The 24557-nt window shown below is 66.2% G+C and carries 22 protein-coding genes; 9 read left to right on the forward strand and 13 right to left on the reverse strand.

Annotated features, from left to right (window positions below; all coding sequences use genetic code 11):
• The first annotated feature begins 111 nt into the window (after nucleotides 1–111).
• Nucleotides 112–987 carry an RNA polymerase sigma factor RpoH gene (gene rpoH, locus AC1KVG_RS16535; RefSeq protein ID WP_006453141.1) on the forward strand — a complete coding sequence of 292 codons (876 nt, stop codon included), beginning with the start codon at nucleotides 112–114 and terminating at the stop codon, nucleotides 985–987.
• 146 nt (nucleotides 988–1133) lie between these two features.
• Here the strand turns inward: rpoH and AC1KVG_RS16540 are convergent, their stop codons facing one another.
• Nucleotides 1134–1748 (reverse strand): trimeric intracellular cation channel family protein, encoded by a 615-nt coding sequence (locus AC1KVG_RS16540; RefSeq protein ID WP_481095109.1) that lies wholly within the window; start codon nucleotides 1746–1748, stop codon nucleotides 1134–1136.
• Nucleotides 1749–1800: 52 nt separating this feature from the next.
• On the reverse strand, nucleotides 1801–3093 hold the full coding sequence (locus AC1KVG_RS16545; RefSeq protein ID WP_481095110.1) for an NAD(P)/FAD-dependent oxidoreductase: 1293 nt from the start codon (nucleotides 3091–3093) through the stop codon (nucleotides 1801–1803).
• 118 nt (nucleotides 3094–3211) lie between these two features.
• On the opposite strand from AC1KVG_RS16545, the gene AC1KVG_RS16550 reads away from it, so the two are divergent.
• The 3 genes from AC1KVG_RS16550 to AC1KVG_RS16560 are packed head-to-tail and all read left to right on the forward strand — an operon-like array spanning nucleotide 3212 to nucleotide 5228.
• Entirely contained in the window at nucleotides 3212–3742 is a 531-nt protein-coding gene (locus tag AC1KVG_RS16550; RefSeq protein WP_481095111.1) for a hypothetical protein, read from the forward strand.
• Nucleotides 3739–4569: an NYN domain-containing protein gene (locus AC1KVG_RS16555; RefSeq protein ID WP_481095112.1), complete on the forward strand. Its 831-nt coding sequence runs from the start codon at nucleotides 3739–3741 to the stop codon at nucleotides 4567–4569. The genes AC1KVG_RS16550 and AC1KVG_RS16555 overlap by 4 nt, the downstream gene beginning before the upstream one ends.
• Entirely contained in the window at nucleotides 4566–5228 is a 663-nt protein-coding gene (locus AC1KVG_RS16560; RefSeq protein ID WP_481095113.1) for a glutathione S-transferase family protein, read from the forward strand. Before AC1KVG_RS16555 ends, AC1KVG_RS16560 begins: the two co-directional genes overlap by 4 nt.
• A 197-nt stretch (nucleotides 5229–5425) precedes the next feature.
• Here AC1KVG_RS16560 and AC1KVG_RS16565 read toward each other — a convergent pair whose 3' ends face one another.
• A complete protein-coding gene (locus AC1KVG_RS16565; protein ID WP_481095114.1) occupies nucleotides 5426–7648 on the reverse strand; it encodes a primosomal protein N' in 2223 nt (740 codons plus the stop codon).
• A 470-nt stretch (nucleotides 7649–8118) separates the two neighbouring features.
• Between AC1KVG_RS16565 and AC1KVG_RS16570 the strand changes: the two genes are divergently transcribed.
• The 4 genes from AC1KVG_RS16570 (at nucleotide 8119) to sppA (ending at nucleotide 13293) form a co-directional block, all read left to right on the forward strand.
• Entirely contained in the window at nucleotides 8119–9156 is a 1038-nt protein-coding gene (locus tag AC1KVG_RS16570) for a hypothetical protein (protein ID WP_481095115.1), read from the forward strand.
• On the forward strand, nucleotides 9143–9760 hold the full coding sequence (locus AC1KVG_RS16575; RefSeq protein WP_481095116.1) for a DUF3106 domain-containing protein: 618 nt from the start codon (nucleotides 9143–9145) through the stop codon (nucleotides 9758–9760). Before AC1KVG_RS16570 ends, AC1KVG_RS16575 begins: the two co-directional genes overlap by 14 nt.
• 173 nt (nucleotides 9761–9933) lie before the next feature.
• Nucleotides 9934–11310, forward strand: a complete 1377-nt coding sequence (locus AC1KVG_RS16580) for an MATE family efflux transporter (RefSeq protein WP_481095117.1) — start codon at nucleotides 9934–9936, stop codon at nucleotides 11308–11310.
• Nucleotides 11311–11394: 84 nt separating this feature from the next.
• Nucleotides 11395–13293, forward strand: a complete 1899-nt coding sequence (sppA, locus tag AC1KVG_RS16585) for a signal peptide peptidase SppA (protein ID WP_023905393.1) — start codon at nucleotides 11395–11397, stop codon at nucleotides 13291–13293.
• 144 nt (nucleotides 13294–13437) lie between these two features.
• Here sppA and AC1KVG_RS16590 read toward each other — a convergent pair whose 3' ends face one another.
• Nucleotides 13438–13653: a hypothetical protein gene (locus AC1KVG_RS16590; protein WP_023905392.1), complete on the reverse strand. Its 216-nt coding sequence runs from the start codon at nucleotides 13651–13653 to the stop codon at nucleotides 13438–13440.
• 106 nt (nucleotides 13654–13759) lie between these two features.
• Here AC1KVG_RS16590 and AC1KVG_RS16595 point away from each other — a divergent pair, with 106 nt between their 5' ends.
• Nucleotides 13760–14536, forward strand: a complete 777-nt coding sequence (locus AC1KVG_RS16595; RefSeq protein WP_006453153.1) for an SDR family oxidoreductase — start codon at nucleotides 13760–13762, stop codon at nucleotides 14534–14536.
• 172 nt (nucleotides 14537–14708) lie between these two features.
• Here AC1KVG_RS16595 and AC1KVG_RS16600 read toward each other — a convergent pair whose 3' ends face one another.
• The 9 genes from AC1KVG_RS16600 to AC1KVG_RS16640 form a co-directional block, all read right to left on the reverse strand.
• Nucleotides 14709–15374, reverse strand: coding sequence for a DUF4124 domain-containing protein (locus tag AC1KVG_RS16600; RefSeq protein WP_481095118.1), 666 nt, complete (start codon nucleotides 15372–15374; stop codon nucleotides 14709–14711).
• Nucleotides 15371–16153, reverse strand: coding sequence for a DUF4124 domain-containing protein (locus tag AC1KVG_RS16605; RefSeq protein WP_481095119.1), 783 nt, complete (start codon nucleotides 16151–16153; stop codon nucleotides 15371–15373). The genes AC1KVG_RS16600 and AC1KVG_RS16605 overlap by 4 nt, the downstream gene beginning before the upstream one ends.
• A 161-nt stretch (nucleotides 16154–16314) precedes the next feature.
• The gene (gene tsaC / locus AC1KVG_RS16610) at nucleotides 16315–16890 is read right to left on the reverse strand and encodes an L-threonylcarbamoyladenylate synthase type 1 TsaC (protein WP_481095120.1); all 576 of its coding nucleotides are present in this window, start codon (nucleotides 16888–16890) and stop codon (nucleotides 16315–16317) included.
• 8 nt (nucleotides 16891–16898) lie between these two features.
• On the reverse strand, nucleotides 16899–19391 hold the full coding sequence (locus AC1KVG_RS16615) for a DNA topoisomerase I (protein WP_176339340.1): 2493 nt from the start codon (nucleotides 19389–19391) through the stop codon (nucleotides 16899–16901).
• A 182-nt stretch (nucleotides 19392–19573) separates the two neighbouring features.
• Complete coding sequence (locus AC1KVG_RS16620; RefSeq protein ID WP_481095121.1) at nucleotides 19574–20809, reverse strand: RDD family protein; 1236 nt, start codon at nucleotides 20807–20809, stop codon at nucleotides 19574–19576.
• Nucleotides 20810–20869: 60 nt separating this feature from the next.
• Nucleotides 20870–21595: a pilin gene (locus AC1KVG_RS16625; protein ID WP_481095122.1), complete on the reverse strand. Its 726-nt coding sequence runs from the start codon at nucleotides 21593–21595 to the stop codon at nucleotides 20870–20872.
• A 40-nt stretch (nucleotides 21596–21635) separates the two neighbouring features.
• A complete protein-coding gene (locus tag AC1KVG_RS16630; protein WP_006453160.1) occupies nucleotides 21636–22109 on the reverse strand; it encodes a DUF494 family protein in 474 nt (157 codons plus the stop codon).
• Nucleotides 22110–22152: 43 nt separating this feature from the next.
• On the reverse strand, nucleotides 22153–23289 hold the full coding sequence (gene dprA, locus AC1KVG_RS16635) for a DNA-processing protein DprA (RefSeq protein WP_481095123.1): 1137 nt from the start codon (nucleotides 23287–23289) through the stop codon (nucleotides 22153–22155).
• A gap of 74 nt (nucleotides 23290–23363) precedes the next feature.
• Nucleotides 23364–24500: a LysM peptidoglycan-binding domain-containing protein gene (locus tag AC1KVG_RS16640; RefSeq protein ID WP_006453162.1), complete on the reverse strand. Its 1137-nt coding sequence runs from the start codon at nucleotides 24498–24500 to the stop codon at nucleotides 23364–23366.
• Between the last annotated feature and the right edge of the window lie 57 nt (nucleotides 24501–24557).

A 24557-nucleotide genomic window follows, 5' to 3' on the forward strand; every position in this document is an offset into this window, starting at 1 on the left:
TTGGCCGCTGGAACGCCGGTATGGTCAAAAGCCCGAACGTCCTATAAATGGAACGCTGGGAACTCTTACTGTACCCGGCAGTCCAATAGTTCGACTGCTAAGATGGTGCCTATGAACCAGACTACCTCGACTGCCCTTGTGGCAAACAATCTCCCGATTCCCAGTGCGCTCGGTTCGCTGGACGCCTACATCGGTGCCGTGCACCAGATCCCGGTGCTGTCGGTCGATGAGGAACAGAATCTCGCCCGTCGTTTCCGCGACGAGCTGGATCTGGACGCCGCGCGCGAACTGGTCCATTCCCACCTGCGCTTCGTGGTCCACGTGGCCCGCGGCTACAACGGCTACGGCCTGCCGCTGGGCGACCTGATCCAGGAAGGCAACATCGGCCTGATGAAGGCGGTCAAGCGCTTCGACCCGGAAATGGGTGTGCGCCTGGTCAGCTTCGCGGTGCACTGGATCCGTGCCGAAATGCACGAGTTCATTTTGAAGAACTGGCGCATCGTCAAGGTCGCCACGACCAAGGCGCAGCGCAAGCTGTTCTTCAACCTGCGCAAGTCCAAGACCCGTCTGGGCTGGCTCAATGCCTCCGAAGTGACTGCGGTCGCCAAGGACCTGAACGTCTCCGAGCGCGAAGTGATGGAGATGGAGTCGCGTCTGTCCGGTCGCGATATCGGCTTCGATGCCTCGTCCGATGAGGACGACGATCATGGCCCGCCGTCGCCGGTGAGCTACCTGGTCGCCAACGAGGAAGACCCGTCGCAGGCCTACGAGCGTCACGACAGCGAAGACAACCAGCTGCAGCTGTTGCGCGAAGGGCTGTCCGGTCTGGATACGCGTTCGCGCGACATCGTCAAGCGCCGCTGGCTGGATTCCGATTCCAAGGTGACCTTGCAGGAGCTGGCCGACGAGTACGGTGTGTCGGCCGAGCGGATTCGCCAGATCGAGGCGAACGCGCTGAAAAAGATGAAGGCACTGTTCGTCGCCTGATCGGTTCGATCACGCGCGTCAGGTTGCAAAAAACGGCCCGGTTTTCCGGGCCGTTTGCGTTGCAGGTGTGCAGTTTTCATGTCCTACAAGAAGCTGACGAACCGTCCGGGTGATGCGCCCGGCATTGTCGCTTCGGCCGACGACAGCTATTCCGGCAGACGCGCCACCGGTAGATGCCAGCCATAACGGATGGCCATGAAGCGCAGGCCGAAACACACGCCTGCACCGGTCGCCAATGACCAGGCTTGCGGCACGTCGAGCACATGCCCGATCGCGACCAGGCCGCCGCCTGCGAGTGCGGCCACTGCATATAGCTCTGCTTGCAATACCACCGGCGTACGCGCTACCAGCAGATCGCGCGCGATGCCGCCGCCGATGCCGCTGAGCATGCCCAGCAAGGTGGCGCTCAGCGGGCTGAGGTTGTAGTCCAGCGCCTTGCTGGTGCCGTAGACCGCAAACAAGGCCAGCCCGGCTGCGTCGAACAGTTGCACCGGGTTGCGCAGCCGTTCCACTGCGGCATGCCAGCGAAAACCGGCCAGCCCGGCCAGGCAGGCGATGAGCAGATACTGCGGATGCACCAACGCAGCCGGCGGGGTGGCGCCAATCAGTACATCGCGCACGATGCCGCCGGAGACCGCGGCCGCGCACGACAGCACCAGCACGCCAAACAGATCCAGACGGTTGCGCACCGCCACGGTGGCGCCGCTGAGAGCGAACACGAAGGTGCCGAGCAGATCCAGCAGGAACAGGAGAGTGGTCACGGCGCCGCAGTGGGAACGGGCGGCACAGCATCGCGCACCGCCCGTCGCACTGTCATCCGTCTTTGCTGTTGGGCGGCGGGTCGTCGGTTGCGCCGCCGAAGATGATGCGTGCGGCGCGCTGGTAGCTCCAGTACGCCATTGCCCAGTTCACCAGCACCACGAAGCGGTTGCGGAAGCCGATCAGGAAGTACACGTGCGCGGCCAGCCAGAACCACCAGGCGACAATGCCGGAGAGCTTGAGCTTGCCGACATGCACGATGGCGGCCATGCGGCCGATGGTGGCCAGATTGCCGTAGTCCTGATAGCGGAACGCCGGCGTGGCCTGGCCGCGATGGCGCGCGCGGATCGCCTTGGCGATGTGCTTGCCCATCTGCTTGGCCGCCGGCGCCACGCCCGGCACCGGGCGGCCACCCTGCTGCACCGAGGCCAGGTCGCCACCGACGAAGATCTCCGGGTGGCCGGGCACGCTCAGGTCCGGCTGCACCAGCACGCGACCGGCGCGATCCAGCGGCACGCCCAGCGTGCGCGCCAGCGGCGAGGCAGCCACACCGGCCGCCCAGACGACGGTCCGCGCGGGCACGAAGGTATCGCCGAGTTGATAGCCGAGCGCGTCGATATGCGTCACCGGCGTACCGGTGTGCACTTCAACGCCCAGGCGTTCCAGCTGCTTGCGCGCCTTGTCGGTGAGATCTTCCGGGAACGAGGGCAGCACGCGCGGGCCGGCTTCGACCAGACGCACGCGCGCCTGCTGCGGATCGATGTGGCGGAACTCGTCCTTGAGCGTGTGGCGGGCGATTTCGGCCAGCGTGCCGGCCAGTTCCACGCCGGTCGGACCGCCGCCGACCACCGCAAAGCTGAGCCAGGCGGCGCGTGCGGCCGGGTCGGATTCGGCTTCGGCACGCTCGAAGGCCAGCAGCAATTTGCGCCGCAGCACCAGCGCGTCGTACAGCGTTTTCAGGCCTGGCGCATGCTCGGCCCAGTGATCGTTGCCGAAGTAGGCATGGGTGGCGCCGGTGGCCAGCAGCAGCATGTCGTAGCCGAGCGTGTTGCCATCGGCGAGCACCACTTCGCGACGGGTTGGAGCAATTTCGGCCACATCGCCAAGCAGCACTTCGACATTGCGCTGCTCGCGCAGGATGTGCCGCAGCGGCGCTGCGATATCCGGTGCCGACAGGCCGGCGGTGGCCACCTGGTACAGCAACGGCTGGAACAGGTGATGGTTCTGGCGGTCGATCAGGGTGATGCGGATGCCGGGATCGTCGAGCGCGCGGGTCGCCCATAAGCCGGCAAAACCGCCACCAACCACGACCAGATGCAGTGGAGCTTGGGAGGGAGGAGAAGTCATCGTAGAGTCCGATGGAATGCGACGCGGGCTCATCAGCATGCCGTATTTGCACTGAACATGACGCCTGAATTCGGCCTGCCTGCGGCATCATGTCGCATCCCGTCGATCCGGTCACCGCATGTCGTTGCTGCCACCGCCCTTGCCGCCGTTGTCACCTCCGCCGCAATCGCCGTTTCCCTCCTCCACGTCTGCCGCAGCGCCGTCCGCGCCGGCAGTGCGTCCCGTCCGAAAGCGGCTCAGCGGGGTCGCGATCGGCCTGATCGGCCTGGCAGCCTGCGCGATGCTGTTCGGCATGCTGGTGCTCGGGGCGCTTGGCTGGCTGATCGTCACCGGCTGGTCGCTGTTCGCCGATCAGGCGCGCACCGCGCTGCAGGACGATGCGGTGGTGCAGGAGCGGATCGGCCAGATCCACACGATGCGGGTGGATCTGTATCGCACCGGTCTTGCGCCGGGCGGCGATGATTTTGTCTTCAATGTGGAAGGCGATCGTGGCGCGGGGCGGGTGCATGCCACCTGGGTCAGTGCCGGGGCAGAAAGCGAGACGCTGACCAACGGGACGCTCACCATGCGCGATGGCAGCGAATACGCGTTGCCGGGCGCAACTGCTGAAAATACCGAAACCGACTCTGCCGATTCCTGGGAGCAATGAGCATGATCGACAACCCCGACAAACGCATCGCCTTGCTGATCGATGCCGACAACGCGCCGGCCGGCAAGATCGACGTGGTGCTGGCCGAAGTGGCGCGCTACGGTGTGGCCAATGTGCGCCGCGCCTACGGCAACTGGAAGAGCCCGCACCTGAAAAACTGGGAAGCGGCGCTGCACGATTATGCGATCCGGCCGATCCAGCAATTTGCCTATAGCTCGGGCAAAAACGCCTCGGACATGGCGATGGTGATCGATGCGATGGACCTGTTGTACGCGCGCAATCTGGACGGGTTTGCCATCGTCTCCAGCGATGCGGATTTCACCCCGCTGGTGATGCGTCTGCTCACCGATGGCATGAAGGTGTACGGCTTCGGCGAGAAGAAAACCCCGGCGCCGTTCGTCAATGCCTGCTCCAAGTTCACCTATGTCGAAGCGCTGGGCGAGCAGGCGGCAGCAGCCGGCGACACCGCTGCCGGGCGCAAGGACGCCACGGCGTTGCGCAGCGATACGCGTCTGGTGCAGATGCTGCGTAATGCGATCGACAGTGCCCGCGAAGACGATGGCTGGGCGTTGCTGAGTGCGGTGGGCAAGCAGGTGGCCAACCAGGCCTCGTTCGATCCGCGCAACTACGGCTACCGCAAGCTCAGCGACCTGGTGCGCGCGATCGGCTTGTTCGAGATCAAGCAGGACGAGCAGGCGCTGTGGCTACGCGATGCACCCAAGGGCGGGCGAGCGAAGGCTGCGCAGTCCGCTGCTGCTGGATCGGCGCAAGCCTCCGCTGCGAAGCCCGCGGCGCGCGCGACGTCCAAGCCGGCGGCAGGGAAATGACCCTGGCACCCGTTGCAACGCAGCCCGCTGCACAGACACCAACGATCACGTTATGGGGGCGTCGCAATTCCAGCAATGTGCGCAAGGTGCTGTGGTGCGCCGAAGAAGCCGCAGTGCCCTACACATCGATCGAAGTGGGCGGCGCCTTCGGTGGTAACGACACGCCCGCGTATCGCGCGTTGAATCCGAACGGGGTGGTGCCGACGCTGCAGGATGGCGAGTTGGTGCTGTGGGAGTCCAACGCGATCGTGCGTTATCTGGCCGCGCGTTATGCGCCTACCCTGTATCCGCAATCGCCGGCAGAACGCGCGCTGGGCGATCGCTGGATGGACTGGACCACCTCGACATTTGCCGGTGTGTTTCGCGATCTGTTCTGGGGCGTGCTGCGCACCCCCGAGGCCGAGCGCGATCACGCACGCATCGCCGCTGCGCTGACGCGCTCAGGCGAACTGCTTGCACGCGCCGATGCGGCATTGGCGCAACAGCCGTATCTGTCCGGCGAACAGTTCGCGATGGGCGATATTCCGCTCGGCAGCTTTATCTACGCCTGGTTCGAAATGCCGATCGACCGACCCGAGTTGCCGCACCTGCAGGCGTGGTATCAGCGCTTGCGCGCGCGGCCCGCGTACCAGCGTGGAGTGATGACGGCGCTGACGTGAGCTGCGAGTCTCAGCGCTGCAAAGGGGTGGGCCACATACACCGCGCGGCCTGCCGGCTCGCTTTTTTGTAGGAGCGCACTCGTGCGCGAGGGCATTACCGGTAACGCCCCATCGCGCGCAAGCGCGCTCCTACAAAACGTGAGCAGACCGCGCAAAACGTGAGTCTGGCTGCAGCCGCGTGTGCGACATGCCCTGCACTAATACAGATCGATCGGGTCCACATCCAGCGACCAGCGCACGCGACGTGCCTGTGGCAATGCGTAGATGGCAGGCAGTTGCGCATCGAGCAAACGGTGCAAGGCCGAGCGCTGTTGCGCAGACAACAACAGCTGCGTGCGCTGGAAACCGGCGCGGCGCGGCATCGGTGCGGGCATCGGGCCGTAGCATTCCACTGCGGCAAACGCGGGCGATTGCATCGTGGTGTCTGCCGTGGTCAGGCCACGCACTGCCATCAAAAACTGATTGGCTGCCGCTACATCCTTGGCCTCGGCGCGGAACAGCGCCAGATGCGCGAAGGGTGGAAATCCCGCCGCTTCGCGCTGTTGCAGTTCGGCATCGGCAAAGGCGTGATAACCGCCGTTGACCAGGGTCTGCAGCAAGGGATGTTCCGGGTGGTGGGTCTGTAACCAGACCTCGCCAGGGCGGTCGGCACGCCCGGCGCGTCCTGCCACCTGGATCAGCTGCTGGGAGAGTTTTTCGGCAGCGCGGAAGTCGGCAGAAAACAGGCCTTCGTCGATACCGACCACCACCACCATGGTCAGCCGTGGCAGGTCGTGGCCCTTGGCCAGGATCTGGGTGCCGACCAGAATGCCGGCTTCGGTACCGAGCCGGGCGAGTTGGGTTTCCAGCGCATCGCGGCGCTGGGTGGTGCTGCGATCGATACGCACCACCGGAAACTCCGGGAACGCCTCGGTCAGGCGTTCTTCCAGCCGCTCGGTGCCGATGCCTTGCGGCTGCAGCGCCAGACTGGCGCAGGCCGGGCAGGCCAGCGGTGCGGATTGGCGCGCGCCGCAGTGATGGCATTGCAGGCGCCGGCCGCCGGCGTGCACGGTCATCGGGGTCTGGTGCAGCGGCGTGCTGCAGCGCTGGCAGGCGGCGGTCCAGCCGCAGTCGTGGCACAGCAGCACCGGCGCGTAGCCGCGGCGGTTCTTGAACACCAGCACCTGCTCGCCGCGCGCCAGGGTGGCGCCGATGCCGGCCAGTACCTCCGGCGACAGGCCGTCTTTCAGCGGGCGCTTACGCACATCGAGCACGCGCACGCGCGGCGGCCGCGCCTCGCCGGCCCGACGCGACAGGCGCAGATGCTGGTAGCGGCCGCTGTAGGCGTTGTGCAGGCTTTCCAGCGATGGCGTGGCGCTGCCCAGAATCACCGGCACATCCAGCGCCTTGCCGCGCACCAGCGCGAAGTCGCGGGCGTGGTAGCGGATGCCGTCCTGCTGCTTGTAGCTGCCGTCGTGTTCTTCATCGACCACGATCAGGCCGGCCTTGGGCAGCGGAATGAAGATCGCCGAGCGGGTGCCGACGATCAGTTTGGCCTCGCCACGCCAGGCCGCCGCCCATACGCGTGCGCGTTCGCCATCGGACAGGCCCGAGTGCAGCGCATGTACGGGCACGCCGAGGCGGGCGCGGAAGCGTCCCAGCGTTTGCGGGGTCAGGCCGATTTCCGGCACCAGCACCAGCGCCTGGCGTCCGGCGGCAAGGCAGTCGGCGATCGCCTGCAGATAGACCTCGGTCTTGCCGCTGCCGGTGACGCCATCGAGTAGATAGGTGGCAAAGCCGGTGTGTGCGCGGACGGCGGCGGCGGCTGCCTGTTGCTCGTCGTTGAGCTGCGGGCCAGTGCCGGGGCGCGGCGGGATGGCGTCGGCGGGCACCGCCACGCGCTCGACATAGTCGCGCTTGGCCAGACTGCGCGCGGCCTCGCGCCATTGCGGCAGCAACGGGTCCAACTGTTCTTCGCCCACCGCACCGGTGAGCAGCAGGGCTGCGAGCAAGGCCGGGCGGCTGCCTGCGCGCAGACCGGCAGCGCCGGTGCGCCCGGTCTCGGTCAGCTGCCAGGCCCAGGCATGGGTATCGGCCAGCGGTTCGCCACGGCGCAACGGGCCGGGCAGCGCGCTGGCCTGGGTTTCGCCAAGCGGTGCGTGGGTGTAGCGCGCCAGCCAGTGCAGCGAGCGGGCCAGCTCCTCGACCAGCAGCGGGGCGTCGTCACACCAGGCCAATGCCGGGCGCAGCCCCTCGGCCGACGTCAGCTGCCCGATCTCCACCACCACCCCGACCAGCTCGCGTGGCCCGAACGGCACCCGCACCCGGCAGCCGACCCGCGCCGGGTCTGTCAGCGGCGCGTCGGCCGGAGGCAGATAGTCGAACAGTTGGGGCAGCGGCACCGGCAGGGCGACGCGCAGGGTGGCGACGGTCGAAGACATCCGGTCAGTCTACCGACCCTGTCCAGAGGTCGGCAGTCGGGTATCAGATCGCCCCAAATCGGCACCTTGGCTTACGGCGCGTTTCTGTGACGCAAGTGATAAATACGACGTAAACCTATGTGAGGGTTAAGGAAACCGGTTTATCCACACTGCCTGTGGATAAACCTGTGAATTAGTCTCGTGCTCCACGCGTTGAAGGCGGATTCACTAGCCTCTGCAACCTCTTGGACATTTTTTAGCCAATACGGATAAGTTTATAAATATCAGCAAGTTAGGCGTGAAACACGATTGCAACAAAGAAAAAACAACAGTTGACAGACGTCTGCGTATCGGTATGTCTGCCGCTGTGCACAACCCGCACGGGTGGCGGTCGCGGCCAAGGTGAGGGCGGAGCAAGGCCGTCTCGATCTGTCAAGCCATCGGCGGGGGCCAGTTGCGTCGGTATCATGCCGGCCGATGCTGGAGTTCTCATGACCGTAGTCCCCGACGCCCCTGTCACCCCTGCCGCGCTGTCAGCCTTCCTGCGCGGTGTCGAACGCCGGGGTCTGGTGCTCGCGCAACTGCAATGCGGCGATGTGGCGGCGGCCGAGCGGGCCCTGGCTGCCGCGCTACGTGCCTTCAGCAGCCAGGCGGCAGGACGCCCGATGGCCGGTTGGCCGATGCGCTTCTGGAGCCTGTTGGCAGCTGCCCCGCCGTTGCGGCGCGAGCCCATGCCGGGCACCTGGCTGCCCCCGTTCACCGCGCTGGGGCGGATGCAGACCACCGACCGGCTGGCGCTGCTGCTGCGCATCGTGGCCGGGCTGGAAGAAGAGCCCGCCAGCGAGGTACAGGGCATCGACGTGGCGGCGTATCGGCAGTCGCTGGCCCGCGCCTGCCCGCGCGATGCGGCCGGCAATCCGGACGCGCAGGCCTGGCGGGTGTTGGCCGAGGCGGCGCAGCAGGAGTTGCGCGAACTCACCCCGGCCCAGGTGAGTCGACTGGGGCAACTCCGCGATTCGGCCCTCGCCGGCATGCCGCTGCAACCGGCGGCGGCAGCGCCCGTGGTCGCCGCTGCCGAGCCGCGTCGTCCGGCGGCGCCACGTGCGCGCCCCGCCCGTCAGTGGCATTGGCCGCGGATCTCGCGCCGCCACGCCGGCATCGTGCTGGCGGTGCTGGCGTTGGCACTGCTGCTCGCGGTGCTGGGCTGGTGGTGGACCCATCGCCGGCCCGCACTGCCGCCCGAGCCGGTCTCGCAGGCGCCGGCTGGTGTGTTGCATGTCACCGACGCCGCACCGGTGCTGGTGGAAGAACTTCCCGCCGCCGACCTGCCGGACGCAGCGGCAACCCCCGGCATGGACCCGCGCGACCAGGCGATGCTGGCCGACCCGGATCTGGAACTGGCGCGCGAGGCCGATTTCTACGCCTGGTATGCGGCCGGCCATCCGGTGCCGGCCGACGAATCCGGCGCGCATGCCACCGCCGCCGAGCCGCCTGCCGCCCCGATGGAGACCGTCGATGACGAGAATTAAGTGGTGCGGCCTGCTGTTGTTCGCCGCCGCCGGTCTGGCCGGTGCGCAAGCCCTGCCGGCGCCCCTGGAAGAAGGCAACGCTGCCGCGCCGTCCGGCGCCCCAACGCCCGTCGCCGCGACGCCCGCGACTCCAACCTCCGCGACCCCGAGCGCCGCACAGCAACGCGCGCGCTGGGACGCCTTGACGCCTGCACAGCAGGCCGAGCTGCGCGCCCGCTATGGCGCGTGGAAAGGGCTCACCGCCACCGACCGGGTGGTGCTGCGGCAGGCACGCGAGCGTCTGCGTGCCTTGCCCGAAGACCAGCAGCGCGCACTGCGCACGCAGTTCACCGTGATGGATCGCCTGCATCGCGATGGCTGGCGCCTGGGCTCGCAGCTGGGCGCGTTCTATTCCCCGTTGCAGCCGTTGATCGGCTACGTACCGTCGGCACAGCGCGACGCGCTCTTGAGCGTGTTGCGCAGCCTGGATGCCGGGCAACTGGAGCAGTTGGCATTGCTGGCACAACGCACCCCGCCGCAGGAGCGCGATGCCCTGCGCGATGCCTTGCTGGCCGAGGCGCCTGCAACGCGCAATGCATGGTTGAAGCGGCAACTGGCGCGCTGATGTCGAAACCCTCGCTGTCGAAACGGTCAACGCACCGTCGCGCGTCCACGCGCCGCTGGCGCATGGGAGGCTGACTGACCCACGTCGCACAGTGCGGGTAAGATGTCGGCCCCGCGCGACCCGGTGCCAGCGCCTCCCGGCACGGCCGTAGTCCGCGCAGCGATCGGTTTGTCATGTCTGTTTCTTCTGCACCCACGTCCGCGACGCCAGGCTTCGCTGCGGAAGTGCGTACCACCGGCCTGCTCGCGCTGCCGCTGGTGCTCGGCCACGTCTCTACCGGCCTCATTGGCTTTGTCGACAACGTCATCGCCGGCCACCACGGCACCGCCACGTTGGCCGCAGTCACCATCGGCACCTCGCTGTTGTGGCTGCCGATGCTGGTGCCGATCGGCACGCTGATCTCGTTGACCGCTTCGGTCTCGCAACTGGTCGGTGCCGGCCGCGAGCGCGAGATCGGCCCGTTGTTCCGCCAGGCGTTGTGGTTATCGCTAGGCCTGGGCGCGGTGATGTTCGCCTTCCTGAGCGCGGTACCGCCGCTGCTGCCCACCTTCGGGATTGCGCCGGACATCGTGCCGGGGGCGACCGACTTCCTGCATGCGGTGCGCTGGGGCGGGCCGGCGCTGACGTTCTACTTCTGCATGCGCTATCTCAGCGAAGGCATGCACTGGACGCTGCCGACCATGTTGCTGGGCTTTGGTGGCCTGCTGGTGCTGGCGCCGCTGGGCTATGCGCTGACCTACGGCAAGTTCGGTTTTGCCGAGCACGGTGCGCAAGGCCTGGGCATGGCCTCGGCGATCACCATGTGGGTGCAGGCACTCGCGTTTGCGCTGTATCTGTGGCGCGCGCGCCGCTTCGCGCATCTGGAATTGTTCAATCACCTCGAAGGGCCGCGCTGGGGCGCCATCGGCGATCTGCTGCGCACCGGCCTGCCGATCGGCATCACTGTGTTGATGGAAGGCGGGCTGTTCATCGTCACCGCCTTGCTGATCGGCCGGCTCGGCTCCACCGAAGCGGCTGCGCACCAGATTGCGATCAACGTTGCGCAGCTGTGTTTCATGATCCCGATGGGCGTGGCCGAGGCCACCACCGTGCGGGTCGGGCATGCGGTGGGGCGCGGCGATCCGCTCGGCATGCGGCGTGCGGCCTGGGCCGGCTACGCCATCGTGCTGGGCACCCAGGCGTTGTCGGCCAGCGTGCTGTTGCTGGGCCACGACGCCATCGTGAGTGTCTATACCGACGATGTGGCGGTGGCGGCGCTGGCTTCGGTGTTGCTGCTGTACGCAGCTACTTTCCAGTTTCCCGACGGCATCCAGGTGCTCTCCAGCGGCGCGCTGCGTGGGCTCAAGGACACCCGTGTGCCGATGTTCCTGGCCATGTTCTCGTATTGGGGCGTGGGCATGCCGATCGGTGCCGGGCTCGGCCTGGGACTTGGCTGGGGCCCGCAAGGCATGTGGATTGGCCTGATTCTGGGCCTGACCGTGGCGTCGATCCTGATGGGCCTGCGTTTCCGCCAGACCAGCCGGCGGCTGACTGCCGACGCGACCCCCTGACTTCCAGCGCATGCCGTGCGTGCTGCGCAGCCGGTATGCTGGGCAGCATTACTTGCATGCAGCGTCATTTCGACGGAGTTTTCCATGAACCACCCCGTGCGTCGCAATCCCATCGCCAGTTTCTTCGTTGGCCTGTGGGATGTGATGAATTTCACCCGGCGCCTGATCTTCAACCTGGCGTTTTTCGGCTTTCTGTTCCTGATGCTGCTGCTGTTCGTGGTGGCGATCGCGCGTGGCGACGGCACCAAGCCGCTGGCCGAGCGCACCACGCTGGTGATCAACCCGGAAGGCACCCTGGTCGAGCAGTTCAGCGCCGACCCGGTGAGCCGTTCGCTGGCCAAGGCAGTCGGCGACAAGAGTGCCGAAGAGGTGCAGCTGCGCGACCTGGTGCGGGTGATCGAGGCGGCCGGCAAGGATCGCAAGATCGAACGGGTGCTGTTGAACCTGGACAAGTTTCAGCCCTCCGGTTTCGCTTCGCAGCGCGAAGTCGCCGCGGCCCTGCAGAAGCTGCGCGCCTCCGGCAAGCAGATCGTGGCCTTCAGCGAGAGCATGAGCCAGGGCCAGTACCTGCTGGCCGCGCAGGCCAACGAGGTCTATCTCGACCCGATGGGCAGCGTGCTGCTGGAAGGCCTTGGCCGCTATCGCCAGTATTTCCGCGAAGGCCTGCAGGACAAGCTGGGCGTGGACGTGCATCTGTTCCGCGTGGGCGAGTACAAGTCCGCGGCCGAGCCGTACATCCTCGACGCGGCCTCGGCCGACGCCAAGGAAGCGGATCTGTTCTGGATGAACGACGTGTGGCAGCGCTACCTGGCCGACGTCGGTACCGCGCGCAAGCTGAGCCCGGCGCAGCTGACCGCCGGCATCGATACGCTGCCCGAAGGCGTGACCGCCGCCGGTGGCGACCTGGCCAAGTTCGCGCTGCAGCAGAAGCTGGTCGACGGGCTCAAGACCCGCGAAGAGGTCGATGCCTTGCTGACCAAGCGCGGCGTGGCCGACAGCGATGCCGATGCCGGCTTCCGCAACATCGATTTCGCCAGCTATCTCACCCAGTTGCAGGCACGGCGGTCCATGGACAGCCGCCCGCAGGTGGCCGTGGTGGTGGCGGCCGGCGAGATCAGCGGCGGCGAGCAGCCGGCCGGCCGCATCGGTGGCGAATCGACCGCCGCGTTGCTGCGTCAGGCGCGCGACGATGAAGAGGTCAAGGCGGTGGTGCTGCGGGTGGATTCGCCCGGCGGCGAAGTGTTCGCCTCCGAGCAGATCCGTCGCGAAGTGGTCGCGCTCAAGCAGGCCGGCAAGCCGGTAGTGGTCTCGATGGGCGACCTGGCGGCCTCCGGCGGTTACTGGATCAGCATGAATGCCGATCGCATCTATGCCGACCCATCGACCATCAGCGGCTCGATCGGCATCTTCGGCATGGTGCCGAATCTGACCCGTGCGCTGGACAAGATCGGCGTGCATACCGATGGCGTGGGCACTACGCGCTTTGCCGGTGCCTTCGACATCACCCGTCCGCTGGACCCGGCCGCCGGCCAGGTCATCCAGGCGGTGATCAACAAGGGCTATGCCGACTTCACCGGCAAGGTGGCGCAGGCGCGTCACCAGTCGGTGGACGCCATCGACAAGGTTGCACGCGGCCGCGTGTGGAGCGGGGCGCAGGCCAAGCAGCACGGCCTGGTGGATGCATTCGGCGGCATGCAGGAGGCAGTGGCCGATGCGGCCGATCGGGCAAAGCTGAGCAAGGGCAAGTTCCGCGTGCGCTATGTCGAGAAGCCGGCCACGCCGTTCTCGCAGTTCATGAGCGGCTTTGCCGGCAGCCGCATGGGCGCCTGGATGCTGGGCGATTCGGCCATGGCACGCGCCATGCTGGCGCGCTCGCTGCCGGAAGTGGATACGCAACTACGCTTCGTCGAAGACGCCGTGCACGACAGCAAGGCCGGTGGCACGCCGGTCAAATCGTTGGCGTATTGCTTCTGCGGGTTCTAACCCAGCACGTTTGCAACGTGATGTATCTACAACGCCGGCTTTGCGCCGGCGTTGTCGTTTCTGCGCTCAGGCGATGCAGTGATGCGGGCACGCGCAGTCGCGGCTTCGACACAAAACGCGCGTGCTTCAGACAGCAGATTTCGGTTACTGCGTAGCCGCGTCGATCACCTTGCGTTGGTCGTCTGCGGCCTGATCGGTGGCCGCCTGCACTGCATGCGCCTTGTTCAACGGTTCCTGGATGTGGTCGCGCAAGGCGGTGGCCTGCGGCTCGGGCTTCTGATCGGTGGGCGCAGGTTGCGGTCGCTGACAGGCACCAAGCAACAACGCCAGGCTGGCTGCAGGAATCCAATGCAGTTTCATCGTCGTGACCTCGCTTGGGGTGGCGGTATCCTAACGCTCGGGCCGCACGCAGGCGTCAATCACGCTGCAGCGGCCGTTTCCTGCGTCTTGAAAGAGGATCACCCACGTGACAACCCATCGTTGGCGGCTGGATGGACAGACCGCGCTCATCACCGGCGCCAGCGCCGGCATTGGCTTTGCCATCGCGCGCGAACTGCTCGGCTTCGGCGCGGATCTGCTGATGGTGGCGCGCGATGCCGATGCACTGGCGCAGGCACGCGACGAGCTCGCCGAAGAATTCCCCGAGCGCGAATTGCATGGCCTGGCCGCCGATGTGGCCGACGATGAAGAACGTCGCGCGATTCTCGATTGGGTGGAAGACCACGCCGATGGCCTGCATCTGCTGATCAACAACGCCGGCGGCAACATCACCCGCGCGGCGATCGATTACACCGAAGACCAGTGGCGCGGCATCTTCGAAACCAACGTGTTCGCGGCCTTCGAATTGTCGCGTTATGCGCACCCGTTGCTTGCCCGCCACGCGGCTTCGGCAATCGTCAACGTGGGCAGCGTCTCGGGCATCACCCATGTGCGCAGCGGCGCGCCGTATGGCATGACCAAGGCTGCGCTGCAGCAGATGACGCGCAATCTGGCGGTGGAATGGGCCGAGGACGGCATCCGCGTCAACGCGGTGGCGCCGTGGTACATCCGTACCCGTCGCACCTCCGGGCCGTTGTCGGATCCGGATTACTACGAACAGGTGATCGAACGCACCCCGATGCGTCGCATCGGCGAACCGGAAGAAGTTGCCGCGGCGGTCGGGTTTCTATGTCTGCCGGCAGCCAGTTACATCACTGGCGAATGCATCGCGGTGGATGGCGGATTCTTGCGTTACGGGTTTTAACCCGCCTGCGCGCGAGTCAGGGGCGCGCGAAGTTGCTCGCTTGCGCTGCTGGTCGGTGCATCGCACATGCCATCTGGTGATCGCTGTAGGTTGCCAGTGGCTTTAAAACATCGGCCCAGCAAACGCAGCGCCGTCGAACTGACTGACCTGCGCTGGACCGCTGGTTGCAGCATCAAGGCGTGGTGGACGGATTCGCGCAGCGGCTTTCGTCCAGCACCCGGCGCATTTGATCGAAGCGCTGTTTGCGTTCGGCCGATTGCGCCTCGTCGGAGAAGCGCCAGGTCGCCTCGGCCTGCTCGGCGCGTTTGCGCCAGGCCTCGCACAGGCTCTGATCCGGTACCGGCGCGCAGCGATCGGTGACCACCTCGCAGGCGCTGCCGCCGCCGGTGGCCGGCCCGCCCGCCAAGTTGGTGGTCTGCATCGGTAGGCAGCGTGTGGCCGGTTCGCGGTCTTCGGTGAAATAGCGTCCGTTGTCGTGCGCGGTGCATTCGAACAACGGCGGCGGTGGCAGTGTGGAGGTCGAGGTCGTGGCAGGTGGCGTCGGCGCAACCGGCGCTGGTGCGGCAACGGGTGCAGCAGCGGGTGCCTCGGTTTTCGGGATGGCGCGCGGTTGTGCAGAGGGCGCTGTGCGCGCAGGCGATGCTGCGCTCGAGCCGCCGGGCGCAAACGGCACGGCGGCCGGCGCAGTCATCACTTTCTTTTGCTGCTGCACGCCTTTCGGGCACGGCATGTTCTGAACCGTAAGCGCGCCGGTCGGATCGGTGCAGCGGTAGATGGTCACGTCCTGGGCGCTGGCAACCGACATCCATCCCATCAACAACAACAGCCAGCGCCTCATGCGCCGCCGCAATCGCGCTGCAGGCGTGCGTCGATGCCGCGTTGTTCGCGGCTGAGGTCCTCGCGCTCGCTCTGCAAGGCGCTGTTATAGCGCCGGATCAGCTCCCAGCGGCGGTCGGCCAGCCGCCCGCAGACTTCCTGCTCCGGCAGGGCATGGCATTCGTCGCGGATCTGCACATTGCCGTAGGGCACGATCACCGTGCCGCCGCCGTAGCCACCGCCGTTGTAACCGCCCTGATAGCTGCCCTGATAGCCGCCGCCTCCGAAGCTTGCGCTTCCGCGCAGGCTTCCACCCCGTCCGGAGCCACCTTGCACCGATACCGCCGGGCGTGGGCTCACCGAGATCGGTGGACGCTGGATGCCGCCGCCGTTGATTGGCCGGGCAATGCCGTTGCCCACATAGGCGGGGCCCCAGGTCGGCACCCAGCGCGGATTGCCTTCCGGGCTGTCGCTTGTGTAGCGGTTGCCGTCTTCGGTGGTGCACTCGTACATCGGCTGTGGCGGCTGCACGGTGATGATGCGCACCTCGCGCGGCGGCTGCGTCGCAACGGCGGCAGGGGCGACGACGGCGCGTTCCGGTCGCGGCGGCGGATCCTGCGGGCGTTGCAGGTCCAGCACCTGCTGGCGCCCGCTGCTGCATGGCGCATCCTGCAGCGCCACGGTGCCGGTGCTGCTGACGCAGCGGTAGATCCGCACATTCGGATCGGGTTTGCTGGCGGTACTGGCCGCCGACGCAGGCAGCGCGGTGGCCAGCAACAGAAGGGTCAGGACGGTACGCATGACCGCAGTGTGCGCGTCTGTCCGGCTGTGTCAAAGGGGGAGCGGCTGAACTGGTTTGGGTCATGCAGGCGGGCGGATCAGCGACGCGGCAACCGCATAGGGCTTCGCGCCCCGCCGCACGCGCCATCTGGCCTGGGTCTACAACGCGCCCACTAGTTCACTCAGTCGCGCAGGATCTGCCCGCTGCGCGCATCGCGGATCTGGGTCGGCTGCGCCAGTGCGCCCACCTCGCCATCCACCACGCCATCGATGCTGACCAGCAGCGCCGGATCCAGTGATTGACGGCTGCGTGCGGGTGGCTCACCGGCCAGGTTGGCGCTGGTGGACACCAACGGGGCGCCCCAGGCTGCGCAGAGCGCGGCGACGACCGGATGCGCGCTGATGCGCACCGCCAGCCCGTCATGCGCGCCAGTGACCCAGCGCGGCGCCTGTGCGGTGATTGGCAAGATCCAGGTGTGCGGGCCCGGCCAGCTGGCCAGCACCTCCTGCTTGCGCGCAGGCTCCAGCGCGTCGAAATCGACCCAGTCTTGCAAGATGTCCACGCTGGCGGCCACCACGATCACGCCCTTGTCGACAGGGCGCCGCTTGATCGCCAGCAGCCGCAGCACGGCCGCTTCCTGGCGCGGGTCGCAACCCAGTCCCCACACCGCTTCGGTGGGATAGGCGATCACGCCGCCCCGGGTCAGGGCAGCGACGGCGTTATCCAAGCTGAGCGCGGGGCTGGGTGCCGATTGCATCGTGCGATTCAGCCTGCCGCCTTACTCGCCACTTTCTTGACCACACGCTTGGCGGCCTTCTTGGCGGCGGTTTTCTTGGCCGGGGCCTTTTTGGCAGCAGTCTTGGTCGCAGCAGTCTTGGTGGCGGTCTTCTTGACCGCCGTCTTCTTCGGCGACGAATCCTTGACCGTATTCTTCTTCAGCGTGGCCTTCTTTGCACCGAAGCCCTTGCGCACCGGCTTGCCGGTGTCAGTTAGCAACTGCTGCACTTCTTCGAAACTCAACGACGCCGGTTCGCGATCCTTGGGGATCTTGCCGTTGAGCTTGCCGTCGCTGATGTACGGGCCGAAGCGACCGTTGAGCACCTGGATGTCGCTTCCGTCGAATTCCTTGATCACCCGATTGCGCGCGATCTCTTCCTTCTCTTCGATCAGGAACACCGCGCGTTCCAGATCGATGGTGTACGGGTCGTCTTCTTTCTTCAGCGAGGCATACACGCTGCCACGGCGCGCAAACGGCCCGAACCGGCCGATGCCGACGCTGACGTCCTGGTCCTTGTCCTGGCCCAGCGCGCGCGGCATCTTGAACAGTTCCAGCGCGTCTTCGATGGAGATCGAAAAGATGCTCTGGCCCGGGCGCAACGAGGCGAACGTGGGCTTCTCTTCGTCTTCGACCGTGCCGATCTGCACCATCGGGCCAAAGCGGCCGATGCGCGCGCTCACTTCCTTGCCGCTGACTGGGTCGGCGCCCAGCACACGCACGCTGCCGGCGTCGGTCTTGTCCAGCGAATCCTTTTTGTCCTCGACCAGTTCCTTGAACGGGCCCCAGAACTTCTCCATCAACGGAATCCATTCCGCTTCGCCACGCGAGACCGCATCCAGATCGTCTTCGAGCTTGGCGGTGAAGTCGTAATCCACGTAACGGGTGAAATGCCCGGACAGGAACTTGGACACCGCACGGCCCACGTCGGTGGGACGGAAGCTGCGGCCTTCCATTTCCACGTACTTGCGGAACTGCAGGGTCTGGATGATCGAGGCGTAGGTGGACGGACGGCCGATACCGTATTCCTCCAGCGTCTTGACCAGCGCCGCTTCGGTGAAGCGCGGCGGCGGCTGGGTGAAATGCTGATCGGTGACGATGCGGTCCAGCGGGATGTTGTCGCCGGCCTTCATCGGAGGAAGCTTGCGGCCCTCGTCCTCGTCTTCGCTGCTCTTGGTGTCCTTGCCTTCTTCGTACACGGCCAAAAAGCCCGCAACCACGACGGTGGTGCCGCTGGCACGGAACACATGTTCGCTGCCGGCCGACAGATCGACGCTGACGGTGTTGAGCGTGGCCGGAATCATCTGGCAGGCGACTGCGCGCTTCCAGATCAATTCGTACAGACGGCGCTCGTCGTCGGACAGAAAGCGCGCCACCTGTGCGGGTGTGTGCAATGCCGAGGTCGGGCGGATCGCCTCATGCGCTTCCTGCGCATTCTTGGATTTGGTGGTGTAGGTGTTGGGCTGATCCGGCAACGAGGCGGTGCCGAAGTCGCGCGCGATCACGTCGCGGATTTCCGCCAACGCGTCCTGCGACAGGTTCACCGAGTCGGTACGCATATAGCTGATCAGGCCGACCGAGCCCTCGTCGCCCAGTGCCACACCTTCGTACAACTTCTGCGCCACCTGCATGGTCTTGCGGGTGGTGAAACCGAGCTTGCGCGAGGCTTCCTGCTGCAACGTGGAGGTGGTGAACGGCGGGGCGGGGCGGCGCTTGCGCTCCTTGCTGGCCACGTCGGTGACATGCAGCACGCCTTGCGCGGCCTTCTGGATGCGCAGACGCGCCGCTTCAGCGGTGTCGCCGTCGGTGACGGTGAACTGCTCGAATTTCTGCCCGTCCAGCTTGATCAGGCGCGCATTGAACGGCTGCGACGGATGCCGGCATTGCGCATCGATGGACCAGTATTCGCGCGCGATGAAGGCTTCGATCTCTTCTTCGCGCTCGACGATCATGCGCAGCGCCGGCGACTGCACGCGGCCGGCTGACAGGCCGCGCTGCACCTTGCGCCACAACACCGGCGACAGGTTGAAGCCGACCAGATAGTCGAGCGCGCGACGTGCCTGCTGCGCATCGACGAGGTCGGCGGCGATCGCGCGCGGCTTGAGCATCGCTTCCTTGATCGCACGCGGGGTGATCTCGGTGAACACCACCCGCTGCATCGGCTTGTCCTTGAGCAGACCGCGCTCTTTCAGGATCTCGGCGATGTGCCAGCTGATCGCCTCACCCTCGCGGTCCGGGTCGGTCGCCAGAAAGATGTCGTCGGCGGTCTTGGCCGCACGCGCAATGGCTTCGACATGCTTTTCGTTCTTTTCGATCAGGTCGTAACGCATCGCGAACCCATTGTCCGGATCGACCGCGCCTTCCTTGGGGACCAGGTCGCGCACGTGCCCATACGAGGCCAGGACGGTGAAGTCCTTGCCGAGGTATTTATTGATCGTCTTGGCCTTGGCGGGCGATTCGACGATGAGCAGGTGCTTGGGCATGGTGGTTAATTCTTTGGGCAGGGCCCGGGGGGCAGGTAGCGTGGCCTAATTGGCCGGTGGAGGGAAGCAGATCGCCTGTTTCCCACACGTCAACGCCCGGGATGGTAGCCCGGGCGTTCAGTTCTCTTATTAGAAAGATCACGGCAGACGCCGCCGTGTCAAGCGGCTTCGGCTACGAACCCTCAGTTCTGGCTCATTCCGATCGCTGCAATCATGATTGCGGCGAAGATCACGCCAATCACTACTATCACCGCATAAATGGCCAGCACCACAATCGTGACTGTGTCCAGCCCCGTGGATTGCCGCTCCGGGTGATCAGTGAAGGCCCAGCGATCCACCACCAGGGTCTCGCACACTTTGTCGTGCGGGGCCTGCTTGCGCTGGGTCATGCCGGCCATAAACGCCGCCACGATCGCGCCGATGCCCAGGGTGAGCACGCTGATCAGCATGTAGGCCAGATAGCGCAACACGTTGCGCCAGAAACCGACCCGGCCGCCATTGGTGTCGGCGCGCACCAGCTTGATCCCGCAGGCGAGCTTGCCCAGGCTGGCCTGGTGCCGGCTGGACTGCATCCAGGCGAAATACAGCGTCGGGATGGCCAGACCGATGCCATACGACACCACCATGATCGCGATGCCGAGCGCGCTGCCGTCGTCCAGCGCCGAACCGGAATCGCCGCGGGTGGTTGCCAGCGCCACGACGAACACCAACGGGATCACGATCAGATACACCGCGAAGGTGGTCACGAAGCTGTCCAGAATGCTGGCCGCCACGCGCCTCCACAGGCCGGCGTAGACAACCGGGGCATCCTGCAAAGAAACGCTTGCGGTGGGTGCGGCGGCGGCTACGGAGTCCCAGGCGCTGGGAATTGGCACGCCAGCGGGTGTCTGCGACGAGGCATCGGCGGGCGTGGCAGGCGCGTCCGAGGCCTCGGTCAGGATGGGGCTTGAGGCCGCTGGGGGTGTCGCTGCCTCTGCCGGCGTGGTGGACCACGCTACCGGATCTGCCGATGCAGCGTGCTCGCTTGGCGGAATCTGCTGCTGATCGACTGCTGCAGGGTGATCGGCAAGGCCAGATTCGGTCCGCGCGAGCGAAGCGTCTTGAGCGGAGCCGGCAAACGGCACCACTGCGGTAGGCGCGTTATCCACCGGGGCGCTGGTCGGGTAAACCGTCGCCTGCGGTTCACTGCCGGGAACGTCCACTGATGTATATCCGGTCGGCTCGGGTGGCGCCGGCACTGCCGTGTCGACGCCCAGTTCGGCCGCGACCTCGCGCAGCGCCACCCACTGCGGCAGACCTTCGCGCCAGACCAGGCTGGAGCGGTCGATGATGCCTTGCGACAGGCGTGCAACCAGCGTGTCGGTGTCGATCGGCCCCTGGCGTTCGCGCCGGGCGTCGGCGTAATACCACTGCGTCATTGATATCCCCTTGGGTGAAACGATTGGCTAGAGCGTGAGATGCATTTGAGCTAACGCGCTCTAACCGCGGCAGTCCGGCGGAAGTTGGTTGTCGTCGATCTCGGAACTGCACTGCCAACTGCTGGCATCAGCGTCGAAATCCAGCCACAACGCCTTGCCATCGAGCTTGGCCGATTTTGGTGCATGCATCACCGCTTCGATGCCGCACTGGGTGGTGTCGAAACGGCCGACCCGCACGCTGGTCAGCACGTCGTTTGCATAATGCTCGGGCGCCTGGAACCCGCTGTCGCCATTGACTGGACAACGGCCTTCCTGCGCGAGAAATTCGGCGATCTGCGGCTTTAATGGCGCCAATGCGGCCACCGCCTTGGCGACCTTGGTGCGTCCCACATAGTCCTGATAAGCCGGCAGCGTGATTGCAGCCAGAATGCCGATCACCGCCACCAGGACAAACATCCCCACCACCGCGCCCAGCACCACCGCCAGCGACCATCCCGGCCCGTGGTTCGGCAGGCGATGCGCTGGCAGTACAGACACGTGGCCAGGCGACATGTGTGCCGCCGCCGATGGCAGTGGCGGAGGCCGCGCTGCAGCGCCCAACTCGGTGGAAATCGGCGGCCCGAGCTCTTCGGCGCAGGCAGACAATGGCACCCATTGGGCCAGGCCTTCGCGCCAGACCAGGGTATCCAAGGCAATCGCGCGATCACGATACAGGCCCAGCAAGGCCTCGCCGGCCACCGGGCCACGCCGATGGCGGTTGCCCTCGGCGTAATACCAACTGCTCATTCCCGTCCCCACGCACGCGCTTCCATCGCGGCTTCGACCCTCAGTGTACGGGTTCAGGCTCGTCGAGGAACATCTGCGTTTCCATCCATGCATAGGCCGCTTCGGCGCCCGGCTGGTTGAACAGCACCATCAGCACCACCCACTTGAGGTCGTCCAGATCAAGCTCGTCCTGGTCCAGCGCCATGGCGCGGTCCAGCACCAACTCGCGCTGATCGGCATCGAGAATGCGGTGTTGCTCCAGGAACATCAGAAACCCACGGCAATCCACATCGAGCTTGTCCAGCTCCGGGCCGTGGTAGATACGCACCGGTCCGTCGACGTGCGGGCGCGCAACGCTAGGTCGCTGCTCGGAGAGCGCGTCCAGCCAATCGAAGGCTTTACTGATTTCTGCAGGGCTGAAGCCAGCCTGGATCAGGCCATTCTGAAGCGAGTCACGGTCACGGACCAGGTCCGCGTCTTCGCTGAAATAATGTTCGAACAGGTACAGCAGTACATCAAGAATGCTCTCTTTCATTGCCCCTCGGCCTGCGTCGCGCGACGCTGTGGAGGTGAAGAAACTAGGGATTGCGGGTATAGCGACCGTGCTCGGTGACCACGTCTCCCTCCAGTTCCATGATGAGCAGCATGGAGGACAGCGTGGCGGCCGTCAATCCGGTGCGTTCGACCAATGCATCCATAGGGGTTGGGTCGTGGCCAAGTGCCTGCCACAAGCGCTGGTAGTCCGGATCCGGGCGCGCGGTAGAGGCCTTGGGCGCCGTCCTGGCCTGATCAGTGGGGGCGGCCAGGCGCTGGCGCAAGGCATCGGCTAACTCGCCCGAGAGCAGGCGCAGCCCGTCGATGATCTGGGCCGGCTCCTGGGCCAGGGTGGCACCCTGACGGATCAGGTGATGGCAGCCGCGCGCGAGCGGATTGTGCAGCGAGCCGGGCAGGGCGAATACCTCACGCCCGGCCTCGGCTGCCAGCCGCGCGGTGATCAGCGCGCCCGAGCGCATGGCCGCTTCGACCACCAGCGTGCCCAATGCCAGCCCGGCGATGATCCGGTTGCGGGCCGGGAAGTGCCCCGCGGCCGCCGCTGTGCCGGGCAGGTACTCGCTGACGACCGCACCACGCGCGGCGATGCGATCGCGCAAGCCGTGATGGTGTGCGGGGTAGGCCACATCGGTGCCGGTGCCGACCACCGCTACGGTGATGCCGTCGGCGCGGGCCAGCGCGGCCTCGTGGGCGATCGCATCCACGCCTGCCGCCATGCCGCTGACGATGCCCAGCCCGGCGCCCGCCAGGCTGGAAGCAAATGCGTGCGTGTGCTCCCTCCCTCCGGCGGTGGCTGCGCGGCTGCCGACCACCGCCACCGCTGGATGCCACAACGCATTGGGGTCGCCGTCCACGAACAAGGCCAGCGGCGGATTGACCAGATGCCGCAACAGGGCGGGATAGTCCGGATCCTGCCAACCGATGAGGTGATGCCCGGGCTGCGCGCACCAGTGCAGCGCAGCGTCCAGCGCCTGCGTGTCGGGGACACGCAGCAGGGCCGATTGCAGCGCGTCGCAGCCGGCAGCGCGCCATGCATCGGAGCCGGCGGCAAGGATCTCGGCCGGCGAGGCGAACGTCGTCAGCAGCGTACGGCGCGGCGGGCTGCGGCCGCCGGCCAGCAGCAGGATCAACAACGCACGCAGGTCTGGAGCAATCAGGGTCATGCAGTCAGCGTAGGCCGCAAACGACGACGGCGCCCTCAGGCGCCGTCGCGTTACAGCATCGGATTTTGTCGCGCTTACTGCGCGTCTGGATGCTTGACGATGTAGCCCAGGCCGGTCGGCTTGACGCTTTCCATCACCAGCGCATAGCTGACCTTGTCGAAGGTGCGGAACACCATCGCGTGCGAGACGTATTCGTCGGGCAGGCCGACGGTGGAACCAGCCGGGCCGCTGAAATCGTCATCGGTCCGCGAAAAACGCGAGTGCTTGACGCGGTCGCTGACCGTGCGGCCCTTGCGCCAGATCGAGAACACGGTGCCGTTGTTGATGCCCTCGCGCGCGCCACCGGAGATGGCGATCACGTCGCGGGTGCCGCCGACGATGAAGGCATCGGAGATGGCCAGCACGCGCAACTCGGTCTGCGTGGCCTGTTCCGAGGGCGGATGCGGAATGAACTGCAGATCGTACGGCTGGGCTTCGACCGCGATGATGCGATCGCCCGCCCGCACTTCACGGCCGCTGTCCTGCAGCAGCAAAGTCGCCGCCTTGGAATTGCCGCCTGCCGCGCTGCGGGTAATGGTGCCGACGTTGACCTGGGCCAGTTCATACCCCAGGAACTCGCGGCGACTGCTCGGCGCGATGTAGTTCTTCCAGATGTTGCCGGAGCCGGCGACGCTATTGCCGGCCATATCCAGATCATCGTTGGGCTTGGGCAAACTGAATTTCACCGTTGGGCGAACCACCGCAAAGCGCTGACCCGGCTGTGCGTCGTCCAGGCCGACCACATACGCCAACTGGCCAGTGGTGGCACGCGAACGACCACCCTCCAGACCCACGACATACGGCAGGCCGTCGAAGTCGTCGGTGACGCGCAGGTTTTTGAGAAACGGCTCGACGTCCGATAGCGGAATCGCATTGATCGGCGCTTCCTGACGCGGGCCGGGCTGCACAGTGCCCTTGGCGACGCGATCCAGGTAGGCCAGGCTGATCACATCGCCCGGGTAGATCAGGTGCGGATTCTGAATTTGCGGATTGGCCTGCCAGATTTCCGGCCACAGCCACGGCTTTTGCAGAAAACGCCCAGCGATGTCCCAAAGGGTATCCCCCTTGCGCACCACGTAAGTCTCTGGATGTTCGCCCACCGCTTGCGCGGCAGCGTAGGTCGCGACGGTCAGCATCGCCGCAGCGACGACCGTACGAAGTCGGTTCAACATGAGTGCCTTCTTGCCTGATTCCCCAACAGGTCCGCGCACTATAGTCCAGAAACCCCG

Source organism: Xanthomonas sp. NCPPB 3959, from assembly GCF_056675575.1.